The 16,706-nt window shown below is 61.3% G+C and carries 17 protein-coding genes; 9 read left to right on the forward strand and 8 right to left on the reverse strand.

What is annotated here, in order from left to right:
* Together dnaA and ACZ5TB_RS00010 are read left to right on the forward strand one after the other, a co-directional pair.
* Entirely contained in the window at positions 1–1,413 is a 1,413-nt protein-coding gene (dnaA, locus tag ACZ5TB_RS00005) for a chromosomal replication initiator protein DnaA (protein ID WP_464791543.1), read from the forward strand.
* A 37-nt stretch (positions 1,414–1,450) separates the two neighbouring features.
* Positions 1,451–2,056 (forward strand): peptidylprolyl isomerase, encoded by a 606-nt coding sequence (locus tag ACZ5TB_RS00010; RefSeq protein ID WP_464791544.1) that lies wholly within the window; start codon positions 1,451–1,453, stop codon positions 2,054–2,056.
* Positions 2,057–2,128: 72 nt separating this feature from the next.
* On the opposite strand, the gene ACZ5TB_RS00015 is transcribed toward ACZ5TB_RS00010, so the two are convergent.
* From ACZ5TB_RS00015 to secB, 4 genes are all read right to left on the reverse strand, one after another.
* A complete protein-coding gene (locus ACZ5TB_RS00015; protein ID WP_464791545.1) occupies positions 2,129–2,776 on the reverse strand; it encodes a DUF4136 domain-containing protein in 648 nt (215 codons plus the stop codon).
* Between the two features lie 169 nt (positions 2,777–2,945).
* Positions 2,946–3,950, reverse strand: a complete 1,005-nt coding sequence (gene trpS, locus ACZ5TB_RS00020) for a tryptophan--tRNA ligase (protein ID WP_464791546.1) — start codon at positions 3,948–3,950, stop codon at positions 2,946–2,948.
* Positions 3,951–3,954: 4 nt separating this feature from the next.
* On the reverse strand, positions 3,955–5,547 hold the full coding sequence (murJ, locus tag ACZ5TB_RS00025; protein ID WP_464791547.1) for a murein biosynthesis integral membrane protein MurJ: 1,593 nt from the start codon (positions 5,545–5,547) through the stop codon (positions 3,955–3,957).
* Between the two features lie 134 nt (positions 5,548–5,681).
* Positions 5,682–6,182: a protein-export chaperone SecB gene (secB, locus tag ACZ5TB_RS00030; protein ID WP_464791548.1), complete on the reverse strand. Its 501-nt coding sequence runs from the start codon at positions 6,180–6,182 to the stop codon at positions 5,682–5,684.
* A 186-nt stretch (positions 6,183–6,368) separates the two neighbouring features.
* On the opposite strand from secB, the gene ACZ5TB_RS00035 reads away from it, so the two are divergent.
* From ACZ5TB_RS00035 to ACZ5TB_RS00050, 4 genes are all read left to right on the forward strand, one after another.
* Complete coding sequence (locus tag ACZ5TB_RS00035; protein ID WP_464791549.1) at positions 6,369–7,025, forward strand: Tim44/TimA family putative adaptor protein; 657 nt, start codon at positions 6,369–6,371, stop codon at positions 7,023–7,025.
* A complete protein-coding gene (gene mltA / locus ACZ5TB_RS00040; RefSeq protein ID WP_464791550.1) occupies positions 7,022–8,275 on the forward strand; it encodes a murein transglycosylase A in 1,254 nt (417 codons plus the stop codon). The genes ACZ5TB_RS00035 and mltA overlap by 4 nt, the downstream gene beginning before the upstream one ends.
* 12 nt (positions 8,276–8,287) lie before the next feature.
* The gene (locus tag ACZ5TB_RS00045) at positions 8,288–8,821 is read left to right on the forward strand and encodes a Smr/MutS family protein (RefSeq protein WP_464791551.1); all 534 of its coding nucleotides are present in this window, start codon (positions 8,288–8,290) and stop codon (positions 8,819–8,821) included.
* Between the two features lie 99 nt (positions 8,822–8,920).
* Positions 8,921–10,597: a putative bifunctional diguanylate cyclase/phosphodiesterase gene (locus ACZ5TB_RS00050; RefSeq protein ID WP_464791552.1), complete on the forward strand. Its 1,677-nt coding sequence runs from the start codon at positions 8,921–8,923 to the stop codon at positions 10,595–10,597.
* A 3-nt stretch (positions 10,598–10,600) separates the two neighbouring features.
* Here ACZ5TB_RS00050 and dapE read toward each other — a convergent pair whose 3' ends face one another.
* Complete coding sequence (gene dapE / locus ACZ5TB_RS00055; RefSeq protein ID WP_464791553.1) at positions 10,601–11,743, reverse strand: succinyl-diaminopimelate desuccinylase; 1,143 nt, start codon at positions 11,741–11,743, stop codon at positions 10,601–10,603.
* A gap of 50 nt (positions 11,744–11,793) precedes the next feature.
* Between dapE and ACZ5TB_RS00060 the strand changes: the two genes are divergently transcribed.
* Together ACZ5TB_RS00060 and ACZ5TB_RS00065 are read left to right on the forward strand one after the other, a co-directional pair.
* Positions 11,794–12,237: a cupin domain-containing protein gene (locus tag ACZ5TB_RS00060; RefSeq protein ID WP_464791554.1), complete on the forward strand. Its 444-nt coding sequence runs from the start codon at positions 11,794–11,796 to the stop codon at positions 12,235–12,237.
* 41 nt (positions 12,238–12,278) lie between these two features.
* Entirely contained in the window at positions 12,279–13,268 is a 990-nt protein-coding gene (locus ACZ5TB_RS00065) for a S66 peptidase family protein (RefSeq protein ID WP_464792565.1), read from the forward strand.
* A gap of 5 nt (positions 13,269–13,273) precedes the next feature.
* Here the strand turns inward: ACZ5TB_RS00065 and ACZ5TB_RS00070 are convergent, their stop codons facing one another.
* Genes ACZ5TB_RS00070 through ACZ5TB_RS00080 form a run of 3 tightly spaced genes read right to left on the reverse strand, consistent with a single transcriptional unit; the run spans position 13,274 to position 14,605 of the window.
* Positions 13,274–13,633, reverse strand: a complete 360-nt coding sequence (locus ACZ5TB_RS00070; RefSeq protein WP_464791555.1) for a hypothetical protein — start codon at positions 13,631–13,633, stop codon at positions 13,274–13,276.
* A gap of 45 nt (positions 13,634–13,678) precedes the next feature.
* On the reverse strand, positions 13,679–14,143 hold the full coding sequence (locus tag ACZ5TB_RS00075; RefSeq protein ID WP_464791556.1) for a vgr related protein: 465 nt from the start codon (positions 14,141–14,143) through the stop codon (positions 13,679–13,681).
* 3 nt (positions 14,144–14,146) lie between these two features.
* Positions 14,147–14,605, reverse strand: coding sequence for a copper chaperone PCu(A)C (locus tag ACZ5TB_RS00080; protein WP_464791557.1), 459 nt, complete (start codon positions 14,603–14,605; stop codon positions 14,147–14,149).
* Between the two features lie 175 nt (positions 14,606–14,780).
* Here ACZ5TB_RS00080 and dnaK point away from each other — a divergent pair, with 175 nt between their 5' ends.
* A complete protein-coding gene (gene dnaK / locus ACZ5TB_RS00085; protein ID WP_449470994.1) occupies positions 14,781–16,679 on the forward strand; it encodes a molecular chaperone DnaK in 1,899 nt (632 codons plus the stop codon).
* Positions 16,680–16,706 lie beyond the last annotated feature (27 nt).

A 16,706-nucleotide genomic window follows, 5' to 3' on the forward strand; every position in this document is an offset into this window, starting at 1 on the left:
ATGAAGGGTTTCACGGCAGTGGCGGATAGTTTGAGCGTTCAGGCATCGCATGATCATGCGCGTCTGGAATCGGCGTGGGACGCGATCCGCGCCGGGCTTCGCCGCGACATCGGCCCGCGCATGTTCGATCAGTGGCTGAAGGCCGCTCGGCTGGGCGACTATTGCCCCGAATCCCAGACGCTGGACCTGTTGTTCGCCTCCGACTTCACGGCCAATTTCGTGTCCGGTCATTTTGGTGACCGGCTGTGCATGGCATGGCGCTGTGCTGGCGTGGGGGTCCGGGAGGTCCGGCTTCGCCGCGCGCCTAACTCCGTCGGCCCGCGCTTGCTTGAAGCCGCACCGGTGGAGGAGACCGCCGTTGTTGATCCGGTTTCCCTTGATGCCGCCCCCGCCTGCAATTTCCAGCCGCGCCACAGCTTTGCCGATTTCGTAACCGGCGAATCCAACCACCTCGCCTTTTCCGCGGCGCAGGCGATCGCGGCAGAAGCGCAGCCCCGCTTCAGCCCGCTGTTCATCCATGGCAGCACGGGACAGGGCAAGACTCACCTGCTCCACGCCATCGCCCAGCACTTCTCCACCCATTCACCGGCCGCGCCTGTGCTCTACATGTCGGCGGAGCGGTTCATGATGGAGTTCGTGAACGCGATGCGTGCGAACGAGACCATGATGTTCAAGGCTCGCCTGCGCGCCGCCCGCCTGCTGCTGATCGACGACATTCAGTTCATCGCTGGCAAGGGCTCGACGCAGGAGGAATTTCTCCACACTATCAATGACTTGATCGATTCCGGCGCCCGCATCGTCGTCACCGCCGACCGCGCCCCGCAACTGCTCGATTCGATCGACGCCCGCATCCTGTCCCGCCTCGCCGGAGGGCTGGTCGCCGACATCCGCCCGGCCGACCTTGACCTCCGCCTCTCCATCCTGGAAGCCAAACGCGCCATCGCCGGCGACCCGCCGGTCCCTGACGCGGTCGTCGATTTCCTGGCGCGTTCAATTCGCTCAAACATTCGTGAGTTAGAAGGCGCTTTCAACAAACTGATCGCCTACGGCCAACTCACCGGCCGCTCCGTCGATCTGGAATTTGCCCAGAGCATGCTCGCCGACGCCGTGCGCGCCAACGCCCGCCGCATCACGGTAGACGAGATCCAGAAGGTCTGCGCGGCCCACTACAAGATCGACGCTTCGGAAATGCGGTCCAAGCGCCGCGCTCGCGCTGTGGCGAGACCCCGTCAGGTGGCCATGTATCTCGCCAAGAAGATGACGCCCCGGTCGCTGCCCGAGATCGGACGCATCTTCGGTGGCCGCGATCATAGCACCGTCATCCACGCCGTGCGCACGATCGAGGAATTGCGGCAGACGAACGCTGACATCGACGCCGACGTCCGTACCCTCCTGCGCCAGCTGGAAAACTGACGCTGACAGCAATGGGGCGATGGATTAGGGTGCAGCGGTGATCCGATATATCGCCCTGCTGCTCGCCGCTCTACTTTCCTTCACGGCCGCCGCCGCTCAGGTTACGGCTTCTTCTCCTTCACAGGACGTGCAGGTCGCGATCGATACAAGTGCTGGCCGCATTATCGTCGCCGTCCATCTAGCGAAGGCGCCGATCACCGCGCGCAACTTCTTGCGCTATGTCGATCAGAAGCGGCTGGATGGCACCACATTCTACCGCGCTGTGGGGACAGCTGATTATGGTTTCGTCCAGGGCGGAACGCAGAATGATCCCGCGCGCACACTGCCACCCATCGCCCATGAACCCACCACGCAAACCGGGCTTACCCATGATGAAGGCGCGCTTTCCATGGCACGCTATGCGCCGGGAAGCGCCACCGGGGATTTCTTCATCGTCCTTGGCAAGATGCCCAGCATGGACGCGCAACCCGCCTCGCCGGGGGATAATCACGGCTTCGCTGTGTTTGCCCATGTGGCGGAGGGTATGGACGTGGTCCGCGCGATCCTGTCGGCACCAAAGTCGCCGACTGCGGGCGAGGGGGTTATGAAGGGGCAGATGCTTCAGCAACCCATAAGGATCACGACAGCCCGTCGGCTTCCCTGATCCCGCCGAGCAGAGGAATTCGGCGGTCTCCTACTCCGAGGAGAAGACCGTCGACGAGTGCTTCGGCTGAGATCAGCCCTTCCGTTCCGGCGGCAGGGTGATCTTTACATCCTCGCCATTCTGCCCTGGGAAGCCGATGAACATGGCGTCGATCAAATTGGGGACCAGATAGGTCAACCTGTTCGACAGGGACTGCGCGGAAGCCTTGCCCTCGAACAGCCGGCGGTTGTCAGCTGCCCGATCGATCTTCATGCTGAGGTCGCTGGTATATACGGTATAGCTGCTGACGTCGTTGTAGCCGGGGCCGAACAGCCACGGGTCATAGAAGCCGTAGCCCCAGGGCCTACCCCACCGGCCGCGCCAGCCCCAGCCGCCATAGAAATAGGGGTCGGGCGGGCCGAAGCCCGTAGAGCGCACCTTCTCACGCCCATTATCGACATGATAGGCGACGCGGACGATCAGGTCCGCACGGGCCGGATCAGATGCGGGAGTGTAGCCTGTCTGCGCCAGGCGTTGACCTACCATCCGTGCATATTGCGAAAATTCAAGGCCACCGGCGAGACTCGGGTCATCGGAAACGATGGTGAAGCTCTGCCCGGCTGGTGCAGGCAATTGCTGGAAGCGCGCGACATTCGCTTTGAAGGATGAAGCACAGCCAGAAAGGGCGATCAGCGCCAACGTCGGCGCCGCAACCATACCAATCTTTTTGATAAGTTTCATATTCCTGCGTCCCTAAGGCAGAGAGCCATTTCAACCTTGCGCCCGACAATAGCAGAACGCAACTGAACATCATTTGAACGCTCGAACAAGGCGGGCGGACGCAATAAATGTCAGCTATAGGCAGGACGCCACGGCGATCGTTATTCCGTCGAAGACGACGGGCAGCGTTTCAGCGCATCAGGCCCATCGCATCATAGGCCGCTCGCAGCGTGGGCTCAGCGGCGACTCGCGCCTTTGCGGCACCATTTTCCAATATGGCGTCGAGCGCCGCGTCATCCGTGCGTAGCTCAAGGAAACGCGTACGGATAGGCCGGAGGGTTTCAACCAGCAGTTCGCCCAAGGCGGGTTTGAAAGCCCCAAAACCCTTGCCCGCAAAATCGGCGCACACGGCGTCGGCCGTTCTTCCGGTCAAAGTCGCGTAGATGCCGATCAGATTATTCGCTTCCGGCCGACCCTGCAGACCCTCTGCCGTCTCGGGCAATGGTTCCGGATCAGTCTTGGCCTTCTTCACCTTCTGCATGATCGCGTCATCCTCATCGGTGAGGTTGATGCGGCTCATGTCCGACGGATCGGACTTCGACATCTTTGCAGTGCCATCGCGCAAGGACATGATGCGCGCCGACTCCTTGGGTATGATCGGATCAGGCAAGGTGAACAGTTCTACCCCGAAATCCGTGTTGAACTTTGTGGCGATGTCCCGGGCCAGTTCGAGATGCTGCTTCTGATCCTCGCCCACAGGCACATGCGTAGCATTGTAGACGAGTATGTCGGCTGCCTGGAGTACCGGATAGACGAACAGGCCGATCGAGGCGCCCTCGCGATCCTTGCCGACCTTATCCTTGAACTGCGTCATGCGGTTCAGCCAGCCGATCCGCGCCGTACCGTTCAGCAACCAGCATAGCTCCGCATGGGCGGGGACCCGCGCCTGGTTGAAAAGTACAGAGCGATCCGGATCAATCCCCGCAGCGACAAGCGCCGCCGCCATATCGCGGACATTACGGATGCGCTGCTCGCGCTCCTCATGCACGGTGATCGAATGCATGTCGGCCAGAAAGAAGAAGCATTGACTTGCCGCATCCATCTCGTCCTGCATCCGCACCCAATTGCGGATCGCGCCCAGATAATTACCCAGGTGCAGATTACCGGTCGGCTGGATGCCGGAAAGGACGCGCATTCTTCTATCCATTCTCTTGGGTTGTGGTTGAGCCCCGACGGCGCATGAGTGCCTTAAGGTCGGACACCCGATAGGCGCCCGTCAGGAAACAGGCTATCCCGTAAAGCGCTATCCCCGCGCCGACAAGCACGGCCAGCGCAAGATAACGCTGGATCATTGCGCCGGCCAACCACGGTTCAAGAAGGCTCTCACCCGCGATGAGCGCAGCGCCCATGACCAGGGCCGCCAGCGCTAGTCGAGGCAGCCGTCGGCGCAGTTGCGCGTCAGCGATGAAATGGCCGCGCTTTACCAGCGTTGCATAAAGCATGGCGACATTGACGGTCGAGGACATCGCAGTTGCCAGCGGCGGGCCTACATGCCCGAGCAGGGGAATTAGTGCGATATTGCCGATGATGTTGATGAGGATCGACAGCATCGCATAACGCACCGGGGTCTTGGTGTCGCCACGTGCATAATAGCCGGGCGTCAGAACCTTCACGAGCACATAGGAGGGGAGGCCGATCGAGAAGGCGGACAATGCCCAGCCACAGCGACGCGCATCCTCAACGGTGAAACGGCCATATTGAAAAAGGCCGCGAACGATCGGCTCGGCGACCGTGATGAAGGCGATCGTCGCTGGCAATGTGAGAAAGAGGGCCAGTTCGACGCCGCGATTTTGCGTTTCCATGGCCACCTGCTCCTGCCCCGTCGACAGAAGCCGGGAAATCGTCGGCAGCAATATGGTGCCGAGGCTGATTCCGATCAGTCCGAGCGGCAATTGGTTCAGCCGGTCGGCATAGTAAATATAGGTGATCGACCCGGAGGCTAGCAGCCAACCGGACAAGGCCGTGGAAATGAGCAGGTTGATCTGCGAAGCGCCAGCACCGGCGGCGGCTGGCACGATAAGACGCAGCAACTCACGCACATCGCCATCAAGGCGAGGGCGTTTGAGCTTCATCGAAACGCCCGCGCGACGGCAGGCCCAGATCAACCACAAGAGTTGGAGAGCTCCGCCCACGGTGACCGAAATGGCCTGGACCCGGGCCGTCTCATATTCGTCGGCACCGTGGAAAAGCCACAGCCCCGCGATCATGGCCACATTCAACAATATGGGCGCTGCGGCATTTACCCAGAATTTATCGAGCGAATTCAATATCCCGCCCAGCAACGAAGCAAGGCTGATCAGCGCGAGATAGGGTAGGGTGATGCGCGACAGCAGCACCGCAAAGGCGAATTGCTCGGGTGTCGGGTTTTGGCGTGAGAAACCGCCGGATAATAGCCAGGTGACCGGATATGCCGCAGCAATCAGGATGATGGTGAAAAAGATAAGCACCGGCAGCAGGACGGCCAGCGCACGTTCTGCGAAATGATAGCCGTCCGCGACACCGCCCGGCCCCGCAGCCTTGCGGTTGAACATCGGAATGAAGGCGGCGGAAAAAGCGCCCTCCGCAAACAGGGCGCGAAACATGTTCGGCAGACGGAAAGCTACGCCATTGAAGGCGTCCGACGCAAAGCCTGCACCGACGTAGCGCGCGGCCAATGAGTCACGGACCAGCGCTAGCACCCTGCTGGCGAGCGTCAGCCCGCCTACCGAGCCAAGCGCCTTGACCAACTTCATGGGGTTATCTCTCCCGCCGCGCGAGGTTGGGCTGGCCCGTTCTGCCGACGGCCGAAGCGCAGGGCAGTTCGCTTACTCCGCTTACCGCAAGCTTTGCGAGCCCAGCGGGAGCGGAGTGCGACCTCATATGTGCTTCAGGCGTGACCGGCCGGTTCGCCAGCGGTTTGGGCGATCGCCTGTGCCTGCTGCTCGTAAAGTCCACCGAAATCGATCGGGTCGAGCAACAGTGGCGGGAAACCGCCATCGCGGATCGCGTCAGCCAGTACGCGGCGAGCGAAGGGGAAGATCAGGCGCGGCGCTTCTGCCAGCATGAACGGCTGAAGCTGTTCGTCAGGCACATTGCGCATGCCGAAGAGCGCGGCGTACAACAGTTCGACCGCAAAAGCCGTGCCCTGCGGAGCGAGCGCCTTCACCTCGATTTTCAACGAAACTTCGGCGACTTCATCACCGACCTTGTCAGCCCCGATGTTGAACTGAACATCGATTTGCGGCTGGTCCGGCCACTGGTAGACGGCGGGCGAATTGGGGTTCTCGAACGAGAGATCCTTCACATATTGGCTGATGAGCGCGATCTGTGGGCTCGTGTCGGCGCCGTTACCCGCGCTGGTCTGGATCGTATCGGCTTCGTCGGCCATTTTAGTTCCCTGAATTTCCTGTTGGTCCGGGGGCAACAAGCCCCAAGACGTTGGCCCGTGCGCTTAGCAGGGGGCGCGGGGCAGGGCAATGCCGCCGCCAAAAGGCGCCATTTGAATATGGGCGGAAACATGCCTATGTTGATTGCGTTGTTGTATTCAGATCTAGTCTAAAGGGTTCTTTGCCCCGTGTATGTAATCGTGATCCTCGCCCTCATCGCCGGTTTTTTGGCGTTGCGGCTCTATTCCGTACTGGGAAAGCGGACGGGGCATGAGCAGGAACCTGCGTTGCGTCCGGCTGAGGAAAGGGCGAAGGTCACTGTCCTTCAGCCTCGCACGATGGCGGACATGACCGGTGATTCGGTGCGGTTGGCCGATGGCTTGATCGCCCAGGGTGGCGAAGCTGGCGTACGCGCATTGATCGCGGCCGACCGGAATTTCGATGTCCCGCAATTTGTCGAGGGTGCAAAAGCAGCCTACAAGATGGTTCTGGAGGCATTCTGGCGGGGCGATCGTTCGGAACTCGAATGGCTGTGCGATATCGATGTGCTGACGTCTTTCGAGGAATCCATCGCACAGCGTGAGGTTGCGGGCCATGTGCTCGACAACCGGCTTGTTCGAATCGAGAAGGCGCAGATTGTCGGCGCCAGCGTCGAGGGGCGCGTTGCGGAAGTTTCGCTTCGGTTCGAGGCCGATATCGCAGCGGTGACGAGGGACAAGGACGGCAATGTCGTCGCTGGTTCGCTGACCGATGCAGTGAGCACCAACGATATCTGGACATTCACGCGCGACTTGCGCAGCACCGATCCCAACTGGAAGCTTAGCGAAACCGACGAGGCCGCATGAACTTCAGGCAGCCGTGGGCAGCGCTGTCGGCTGCGCTGCTCTTGTCGGCATGCGCGGGCGGTGTCATCCCACCCGGAGCCACAGGTCCTGCCCCTTCAAGGCCAGTGCGCGGCCCGGAGACCTCGGCTCGTCCAATCCCCGCTACCGCGCGCCCAGCTTTGCCGTCCGCGACGCCGTCGACCCAAGCTGCCGACAATTTAACTGCGGTCGCCGCTGGAGTTATGCGTGGTCCCGACATCGCACCACTGATCGAAGCGGGAGAGCGTTCACGCAAGGCGCTGAAGGCATTTCGTCTTTCCTGCCCGTCGCTGATGAAGCGCATCGATCAGAGCGGCCTTACAAAAGGGTCGGATTGGAACAACGCCTGCGCTGCCGCGTCCAGTTGGCCTGAAGCGAGCGCCAACGAATTTTTTGCCCGTTATTTCGAGGCGGTGCAGGTCGGCCCCGGCGCAGCGTTCGTTACTGGATATTATGAGCCGGAAATCTCCGGATCGCGAACTGAACAAGCGGGCTACCAAGTCCCGATCTATCGCCGTCCCCCCGAGCTGATCGACGTCAATCTTGGCTTGTTCAGTGACAGCCTGAAGGGCAAGACCATCCGCGGCAAGGTGCAAGGGAGCAATTTTGTTCCGTTTGCCGAGCGCGCCCAAATCGTCGCCGGTTCCCTCGCGGGGCGTGGGCTTGAACTCGCGTGGGCGGCGGACCCAGTCGAATTCTTCTTCCTTCAGGTGCAGGGCAGTGGGCGTCTGCTGCTGCCCGGCGGCGATGTCATGCGGATCGGCTATGACGGGCAGAATGGCCGCGATTACACAGGCATCGGCAAGCTGATGAAGGATCGCGGACTGATCCAGGCGGGATCGATGCAGGATATCATGGCATGGTTGCGCGCCAACCCGGTGGAGGGGGCGCAGATCATGAATGAAAACAAGAGTTTCGTGTTTTTTCGCGAACTGACGGGGCCGGGGCCGATTGGCGCCATGGGGGTGCCGGTGACGGCTGAGGCGACCGTGGCGGCTGATCCGCGATATGTTCCACTGGGGGCGCCAGTGCTGCTTTCGCTTGATCGCGCGGAGCCCAATGGCGTCTGGATTGCCCAGGACACGGGCGGTGCCATCAAAGGCGCCAATCGGTTCGACAGCTTCTGGGGCGCAGGCAGTCGAGCGCGGTCGATCGCCGGGGGCATGTCGGCACGCGGTAGCGCGCTGATCCTGCTGCCCGTTGGATCGGCGGCGCGGTTGGCGTCACAATAATTGCTGCTGGCGATGGCCCGTCGGCATCTTTCCTCCGAGGAACAGGCGCTTTGGAGCGCTCTTACTCGATCCGTTCGCCCGCTACGGTCCGGTCGGCATAAAGTCGATATGGCTGAACCTGTTGCAACGGTGCCAGGCAGTCGAGCTTTGCCGCCTGTTCCTTCGCGGCCGATAGAAACCCGTCCATCCCGCTCCCCGACAGCTATTCTCGATACTGGGTGGGAGCGCCGCATCCGGGGCGGGACGCTGGTGCCGGACATGGCGATCGACCTTCACGGTCATACCCTGTCCAGCGCGCATGCAATGCTGAACCAGGCGCTGTCTTCCGCGCTCGCCCGTGGACTGCGCATCTTGCTGGTGATTACAGGGAAGCCTCCGAAAACGGCCGCTCCAAACCGCGAATCCCGGCGGGGCGCAATCCGGGGTGAGATCGGTCACTGGCTGGAGACCAGCCCCTTTGCCGACCGGATCGCGAGCGTTAGACAGGCCCACCCCCGCCATGGCGGGGACGGAGCTATCTATATCATATTGCGGCGCAAAAAATAGGCGCGCCCAGCTGGGTCACTGACCTTTTCTTAACCAGCGTCCTCCATAAGCGTCTCGATCCGTGGCTCATTAGCGAGCTACGCTCTGGGCAGGAGGCACATGCAGGGCGTGACATTGAAAAGCCGCGCCACTGCCTTCGCCTGCGCCGCGGGGGCGCTGGTGTTCATCCTGTCGCTTGTGCTCGGGCAGGACCAGGCTGACGACATCCTGGGCATCGGCAGATCGCTGATCGTGGCGATCCTGTGCGGCACATTGAGCTGGGCGTCGGCACGCCAGACAGTCGCCACGACTGCGAGCGCCATTGATGTCGCAACCGAAAGGCTGATCGCCGCTGCCCACGGCGACCTGCAATCGTCCGTACCGCCTGAGATCGCCGTCGAGTTGCCCGATCTGTCCGTAGCGATGACCAGCCTGTTCAGTCAGGTCCGCACCAATCTGGACCATGTCCAAACACTCGCATTGTTTGACCAGGTGACGGGCCTTGCCAACCGCACCAGCTTTTGCCGACAGGTTGAAAGGCTGCTTGCCGAGCGGGAAGAGACCTCTGCAGCGGCGCTGCTCTTCATCGACCTCGACGGCTTCAAGGGGGTGAATGACACGCTGGGCCATGCTGCGGGCGACCAGATCCTAGCCCGGGTTGCGGGCCGTCTTCGCGAAGTTGTCATGGCGCAGGTCAGTGCTGGCAATAGTGACGCCGTCATTGGCCGCCTCGCGGGTGACGAGTTCACGATGTTCTTCCCCAGCTTGCCCGGCCCCGACGCTGCGAACCGCATCGCGCGCGCCATTCAGTTCGCTCTGAGCGAGCGCTTTGATCTGGGCAGCCAGCATATAGAATTGGGCGCATCGATTGGCATCGCCTGCTACCCCGATCACGGCGATACCCTCTCTGCCCTGCTGCGATCCGCCGACATCGCCATGTATCATGCCAAGCATCGGGGACGGAACCGGGCCGAGATGTTCACCGCAGAACTGGCGCTGGAAGCCGCCGACCGCGCCGAGCTGGAGCGAGATCTGTTGCTGGCGTTGCAACGGGATGAGTTCATTCTGGAGTTCCAGCCGCAGGTGGAGGCTGTGAGTGGCCGGGTCGTCACGGCCGAAGCCTTGATCCGCTGGGCACATCCCGAACGTGACATGGTCATGCCAGGCTTCTTCGTACCTGTTGCGGAGGAAAGCGGCGCTATCGTGGCGTTGGGCGATTGGGTAATGAGCCGCGTTTGCGAAACGGCGGCGCGTTGGTCGAAGGCCGAGGTGGGGCAGCGCATCGCGGTCAACATCTCGTCAAGGGAACTGTCCCAGGCGGATTTCTTCCTGCGGCTGCGGCATGCCATGGCGGCGCATCAGACCCCGCCGCACATGTTGGAGCTGGAAATTTCCGAATCGCTGGCGATGGGAATGGACGATCGGGTGCGTGCGCAGTTGAAAGCGCTGCGTGAGGAAGGCGTGCGGATCGCCATCGATGATTTTGGCACTGGTTATTCCAACCTGTCCCGCCTGAAGGAACTGCCTGTCGATCGGATCAAGATCGATCGGAGTCTGGTGCGCGACATCGCCGTATCAGCCGAAGCACGTACCATTTGCAGTGCCGTTGTCGGCCTGATCCAGGGGCTGGGGATGGAGGTTGTGGTGGAGGGTGTCGAGTCGGAAGCGCAAATGGAAATGCTGCGCGTTATCGGCTGCACGCTGTTCCAGGGATATCATTTCGCCCGACCCACCAGCGAGCAGGATTATCTGGCCCGCTTTGCACCGAAGCAGTCCATCCAGCGCCGAATGGTTTGAAGGTCAGGCCGCTAGCGCCCGGCGGACAATAAGCGCGTAAATGCGCGTCAGATCTTGCAGGTCCTGCACGGCCACCGCCTCATCCAGCTTGTGCATCGTCGCATTATTCAGGCCGAATTCGACCACGGGGCAGAGGCGAGAGAGGAAACGGGCGTCCGAAGTGCCGCCAGTGGTTGAAAGTTCTGCTTCCACACCGGTCACCTCCCTGATCGCTCCTGCGACAAGGCTGGACAAGGCGCCGGGTTCGGTCAGGAATGGTTCGCCGCTGATCTTTGCGGTGACGGTGCCACCCTCCGCTGCGGCGATCGCGTTGATCCGTTCAATGAGCTGCGCGCCACTATGTCGATCATTGAAGCGGATGGAGATGCGTGCATTCGCTGTAGCTGGAATGACATTGGTCGCGGGGTTGCCGACTTCCAGGTCGGTGATCTCAATATTGCTTGGCTGAAACCAGTCGGTGCCTTCGTCCAGCACCACGGCATCTATGGCGGCAAGAATGCGAACGAGCCGTGGCACGGGATTGTCGGCCAGATGCGGATAGGCGACATGCCCCTGCACTCCGTCAACCCGGATCCACATGTTCACCGAACCGCGTCGGCCCACCTTGATGACGTCTCCGAGCCGCTGGGACGAGGTGGGTTCGCCAACCAGGCAGAGGTCTGGCCGCAGTCCATGCGCGGCCATGCGATCCATGAGCGCCAGCGTGCCGAAAACCGCAGGGCCTTCTTCGTCGCCAGTGATGATGAGGCTGACCGTACCCGGCAAATCTTCCGGAATGCTGGCGAGCGCGGCGACGAATGCAGCGATCGATCCCTTCATATCAACCGCGCCGCGACCGTAGAGCAGGTCGCCGCGAAGTTCGGGCGTGAAAGGGTCGCTTGTCCAGCCATCCCCAGGCGGCACGACGTCCAGATGCCCGGCAAAGGCGAAGTGCGGACCCGCCCCGGTCGTGCGCCACGCGAGCAGATTTTCGACCGGACCGTCGGGCTCCTCCCCGACAATGAAGCGGTCGACGGTAAAGCCGAGCGGAACCAGCATCGCTTCCAGGACGGCAAAAACCTCACCCCGCGCGGGCGTTACCGAAGGACATGCAATCAGCTTTCGTGCTATGTCCACTGTGTCGGCATTGGTGCTGGTCATGCTCATGGGGCTGCGTTAGCGAAAGCCGAGCGCCTTTGCCAGCGGAGGAAGAGATCATGCCCAAGATCGATCTTGCAGCCATAGAGCAGAACAACAGGACCGGTTATCCGGCACCCTATTCTGGGGCAGTCGATGGACGCTGGGTGCGAAAGCTCGGCCATGGTTGCGGGCTCGCCGATTTTGGCATCAGTCATGTGATATTGAAACCAGGTGCGGCTTCATCGCAGCGGCACTGGCATGAGGATGAGGATGAATTCGTCGTCATGCTGAGCGGGCAGGCAGTGTTGATCGAAGAAGAAGGCCGCTTTTCGATGCAGGCAGGTGACATGGCTGCTTTCCCCAAGGGAGAGCCGAATGGGCACCAGTTGATCAATGAAAGCGACGGCGATTGCGAGTTCCTGGCTTTCGGACGGGTGCCACAGGGGGACGCGCATTATCCTGACATTGATCTTCGATGGTCGATGGGAGGCTATCGGCGCAAGGACGGGAGCGCTTTTTGAACGGCTGTCCGGGCTTCGACAGGCGGATGATGCTGGCGGGCATGGGGACCGCCCTGCTGGCCGCCAAGGCGCCTGCTCCAACTCTCATCAAGCCGCCACGCTTGCGTCCGGGCGATGTTGTGGGACTTGTCGAGCCAGCGGGCTTTACGGATGACATGTTCGATCTGGCTGTCGTGCGGGAAACGATAGCGGCGATGGGGTTGAAGCCCAAGCCTGCCCGGCATCTGGTCGAACGACATGGCTATCTGGCGGGCAAGGACGAGGACCGGGCCGCCGACGTCAACGCGATGTTCGCTGATCCGAAGGTCCGGGGAGTCTTTGCTGTTCGCGGCGGATGGGGATGCGCGCGCATCCTGCCTCATCTGGATTTTGCAACGATTCGGGCGAACCCCAAGCTGCTAATCGGATTCAGCGATATTACCGCGCTCCATATGGCCTTTGCGGCACGGGCGGGTTTCACGACGATCCATGGACCCAATGCCGCAAGCAGTTGGCCGCAATTCAGTTGGGACGCCTTCCGCGCAATTGCCTTTGAAGGCGCCACACCGACCTTGATCAATCCGCAGCCCAAGGAGGACCGGCTGGTTCCATTAGGCGGGCGCATCCGGACCTTTGGCGCAGGGCGGGCCAGCGGGCGATTGCTGGGCGGTAACCTGACTGTGCTGGCGGCCATGATGGGCACGGGCTGGTTGCCCGACTTCGCGGGTGCCATCCTGTTTCTGGAGGATGTAGATGAGGCACCCTACCGGATCGACCGGATGCTGACCCAGCTGTCGCAGGCAGGCGTGCTGGGCAAGGTGGCGGGCGTGGTGTTTGGTCAGTGCACAAGCTGTGGCGCACGGGAGCCATCCTATGGCGGTTTCACCTTGTCGCAAGTGCTACAGCAGCATTTCAGCCCCCTTGGCGTTCCAGCGTTTCAAGGCGCTGCCATAGGTCATGTCGCGAGCCAGTTCAGCCTGCCATTGGGCGTGCGCGCTGAAATTGATGCTGATGTGGGGAGCATCCGTTTGCTGGAGGCGGCGGTTAACTGAGAATTTCAGTCCGTTTCGTCTGAGGGGCGGATGTAAGCTCCACGTCCATCAGGCGGGATCAGTTCGTTACCCCGGATGGTCAGTGTCAGCATATTGAAACCGGGCTGCGGCACGTCTTTCGTCGGTTCGGCTAGGAGCCGGACGGCGCCATCTACCTCCTGCCAGCGTCCTTCGGCGAAAAGATCAAGAGCGCCGTAGATGAGAGACCATTGAAACCGCCCATCCGGCCGGAGCATCAGTTCAGATCCGGTCTCCATGACGCCACGGAGATAATAATGGCCCGCACGCTGAGCGGGTGAAGGCTCTGCCAATGCTGGCGTAGCGAAGAAGGCCGCCAGCGGTAGGAAGGGTGCGATCAGCCGCATGCGGGCCAAGATAACAGATTTTGGCGACGAAAACCTGTCTTACGACTAGGCCCGGCTGAAGGGGAGTAGCTCTTCATAGACATGCAGCGGTGGCTTCCCCTCCACGCGTGCGCCTTTCCGCATCAGGAACGCATGACGGACGATTTCCGCCTGTTGTTCAAGTCCATATCGCCCGAAAGGCCGCCCCGGCATGATGTCGTACCCATAGCGGCAGAAGGGGTGGCGCATTAGTGGCAGAAACCATTTCCCGCCCCTTTGAGCCTGCCAGACATGGGTCATCTCATGGATGAAATGACCCTGCAAGTGCAGCCCCTGGTCGCAGAAATCCGCACAGAAGAGGCCGCTCTTGGGATTGAACCAAAGATGGCCGTCCGGTGACATGGTCACGCGGGCGGGCTGAAATGGCCACCATTTGCGGTTATGTGCCAGTACCCGATCATAGGCGATTGCGTCGCCGAACACTGATCGGGCGAGCGTGACTTCTCCCGAGGTCAGGGGTCGGCTGGTCAAAGCTTATTCGGTTCCCCCGGCTTTGGGAGCTGACGCTGCGGGTTTCTGGATCGCGGCATCGACCAGCAGGCGGTCGCCATTGGCGAGGAGGAAGGTCAGCGTCATCTTGCCCCGGCTGATAGCCGTATCATTGACTCCCCAGATCATCAGATGTTTGCCGCCCGGCGCGAAGGCGACTTTCGTCTTGGCGGGAATGTCGACTGAATCGACCTTCTGCATCATCATCATGCCGTCGTGATCCATGCTCTCATGCATCTCTACCTTGAGCGCGTAATCGGTGAGCACGTCGCGTAATTGCGTCGCTGCGTCACCGCCATGCACCACGAAATATCCAGCCGATGGCGTGTCCTTGTTGGGGCTAAGGCGCACCCACGCCTGGTCGATATAGGTCGGTGCAGGATCGCCGCATGCCGCAAGCGTGAAGGGGGCGGCGAGGGCAAGGAGGGTGAAGAATGCGCGCATCAGGAGGCTTTCGTGACTGTCTCGTTTCCGGTCGGTTGTTACGGTAATCGCTGCCACTTCTTGTGCCAAGAAAGATCGCGCCTATATCCCATCCGCAAACCGGCCTTGCCTTGGCGCTTTCGTGAGGTATGGGGCCGTCAACCGCTGAATGAAATTGGGGTTCAAAGAGGACAAGATGGGAAAAGTAATCGGCATTGACCTTGGCACCACCAACAGCTGCGTGGCTGTGATGGACGGCGGCAAGCCCAAGGTGATCGAAAATGCGGAAGGCGCGCGCACCACGCCGTCGATCGTGGCCTTCACCAAGGATGGCGAGCGCCTGATCGGCCAGCCCGCCAAGCGCCAGGCCGTCACCAATCCGGACAACACGATTTTCGCGGTGAAGCGCTTGATCGGCCGCCGCTTCGATGATCCGACCACCAAGAAGGACATGGAACTCGTCCCCTATCACATCGTGAAGGGCGGCAATGGCGACGCATGGGTCCAGGCGGGCGGCAAGGATTATTCGCCTTCACAGATTTCCGCCTTCACCCTGCAGAAGATGAAGGAAACGGCCGAAAGCTATCTGGGCGAGACGGTCACGCAGGCGGTCATCACCGTCCCTGCCTACTTCAACGACGCCCAGCGTCAGGCGACCAAGGACGCCGGTCAGATCGCGGGCCTTGAAGTGCTGCGCATCATCAACGAGCCGACCGCCGCTGCGCTGGCCTATGGGCTTGAGAAGCAGGACGGCAAGACCATCGCGGTCTATGACCTTGGTGGCGGCACCTTTGACATCTCGATTCTGGAGATCGGTGATGGCGTGTTCGAGGTGAAGTCCACCAACGGCGACACCTTCTTGGGCGGCGAAGATTTCGACGCCAAGCTGGTCGAATATCTGGCCGAAGGCTTCAAGAAGGATGAGGGCATCGACCTCACCAAGGACAAGCTGGCTCTCCAGCGTCTGAAGGAAGCAGCCGAAAAGGCGAAGATCGAACTGTCGTCCGCGCAGTCGACCGAAGTCAATCTGCCCTTCATCACCGCTGACCAGAACGGTCCCAAGCATCTGGTGAAGAACATCACCCGCGCCGATCTTGAGCGTCTGGTGACGGACCTCATCAAGCGGACCATGGAGCCTTGCAAGAAGGCTATGGCCGACGCTGGCATTTCCGCGAGCGAGATCAGCGAAGTCGTCCTCGTCGGCGGCATGACCCGCATGCCCAAGGTGCGCGAGGCCGTGAAGGAATTCTTCGGCAAGGAACCGCATACGGGCGTGAACCCGGATGAAGTCGTCGCGATGGGCGCTGCGATTCAGGCGGGCGTGCTGCAGGGTGACGTCAAGGACGTGCTGCTGCTCGACGTGACCCCGCTGTCGCTCGGCATCGAGACGCTGGGCGGCGTGTTCACCCGCATGATCGATCGCAACACCACCATTCCTGCCAAGAAGTCGCAGGTCTATTCGACCGCCGACGACAATCAGCAGGCGGTGACTATCCGCGTGTTCCAGGGCGAACGTGAAATGGCGGCGGACAACAAGCTGCTCGGCCAGTTCGACCTGGTCGGCATCCCGCCCGCGCCGCGCGGCGTGCCGCAGATCGAAGTCACCTTCGACATCGACGCCAACGGCCTCGTCAACGTCCATGCCAAGGACAAGGGCACCGGCAAGGAACAGCAGATCCGCATTCAGGCTTCGGGTGGTCTGTCCGACGCCGACATCGACCAGATGGTGAAGGACGCTGAACGCTTCGCCGAAGAGGACAAGAAGCGGCGTGAAGGCGCCGAGGCAAAGAACAATGCCGAAAGCCTGATCCACACCACCGAACAGCAGCTCAGCGAGCATGGTGACAAGGTGGACGCGGCCCTCAAGTCCGAGATCGAAACCGCGATCGCCGCGACCAAGTCCGCTGTCGAAGGCGGCGACGCCGAAGCGATGAAGGCCAAGGCGCAGGAACTCGCCCAGGTCGCGATGAAGCTCGGCCAGGCGATCTACGAGAAGGAACAGGCTCAGGCCTCGGCTCCGGGCGCTGAAGCTCCGAAGGCTGATGACGATGTCGTGGACGCCGAATTTTCGGAAGTAGACGACAACAAGGCATAAGGCCCGATGAAACGGTTCTCGACTTCG

Source organism: Sphingobium sp. TomTYG74 (assembly GCF_055393875.1).

Excerpts from the sequence above, each read along its gene's own strand:
- murJ (WP_464791547.1), bottom strand. The coding sequence starts at position 5,547 with ATGAAGTTGGTCAAGGCGCTTGGCTCGGTAGGCGGGCTGACGCTCGCC.
- dapE (WP_464791553.1), bottom strand. The coding sequence starts at position 11,743 with ATGAGCATGACCAGCACCAATGCCGACACAGTGGACATAGCACGAAAG.
- ACZ5TB_RS00050 (WP_464791552.1), top strand. The coding sequence starts at position 8,921 with ATGCAGGGCGTGACATTGAAAAGCCGCGCCACTGCCTTCGCCTGCGCC.
- dnaK (WP_449470994.1), top strand. The coding sequence starts at position 14,781 with ATGGGAAAAGTAATCGGCATTGACCTTGGCACCACCAACAGCTGCGTG.
- ACZ5TB_RS00015 (WP_464791545.1), bottom strand. The coding sequence starts at position 2,776 with ATGAAACTTATCAAAAAGATTGGTATGGTTGCGGCGCCGACGTTGGCG.
- ACZ5TB_RS00080 (WP_464791557.1), bottom strand. The coding sequence starts at position 14,605 with ATGCGCGCATTCTTCACCCTCCTTGCCCTCGCCGCCCCCTTCACGCTT.
- trpS (WP_464791546.1), bottom strand. The coding sequence starts at position 3,950 with ATGCGCGTCCTTTCCGGCATCCAGCCGACCGGTAATCTGCACCTGGGT.
- ACZ5TB_RS00065 (WP_464792565.1), top strand. The coding sequence starts at position 12,279 with ATGGGGACCGCCCTGCTGGCCGCCAAGGCGCCTGCTCCAACTCTCATC.
- ACZ5TB_RS00045 (WP_464791551.1), top strand. The coding sequence starts at position 8,288 with ATGGCCCGTCGGCATCTTTCCTCCGAGGAACAGGCGCTTTGGAGCGCT.
- mltA (WP_464791550.1), top strand. The coding sequence starts at position 7,022 with ATGAACTTCAGGCAGCCGTGGGCAGCGCTGTCGGCTGCGCTGCTCTTG.
- secB (WP_464791548.1), bottom strand. The coding sequence starts at position 6,182 with ATGGCCGACGAAGCCGATACGATCCAGACCAGCGCGGGTAACGGCGCC.
- dnaA (WP_464791543.1), top strand. The coding sequence starts at position 1 with ATGAAGGGTTTCACGGCAGTGGCGGATAGTTTGAGCGTTCAGGCATCG.
- ACZ5TB_RS00060 (WP_464791554.1), top strand. The coding sequence starts at position 11,794 with ATGCCCAAGATCGATCTTGCAGCCATAGAGCAGAACAACAGGACCGGT.
- ACZ5TB_RS00070 (WP_464791555.1), bottom strand. The coding sequence starts at position 13,633 with ATGCGGCTGATCGCACCCTTCCTACCGCTGGCGGCCTTCTTCGCTACG.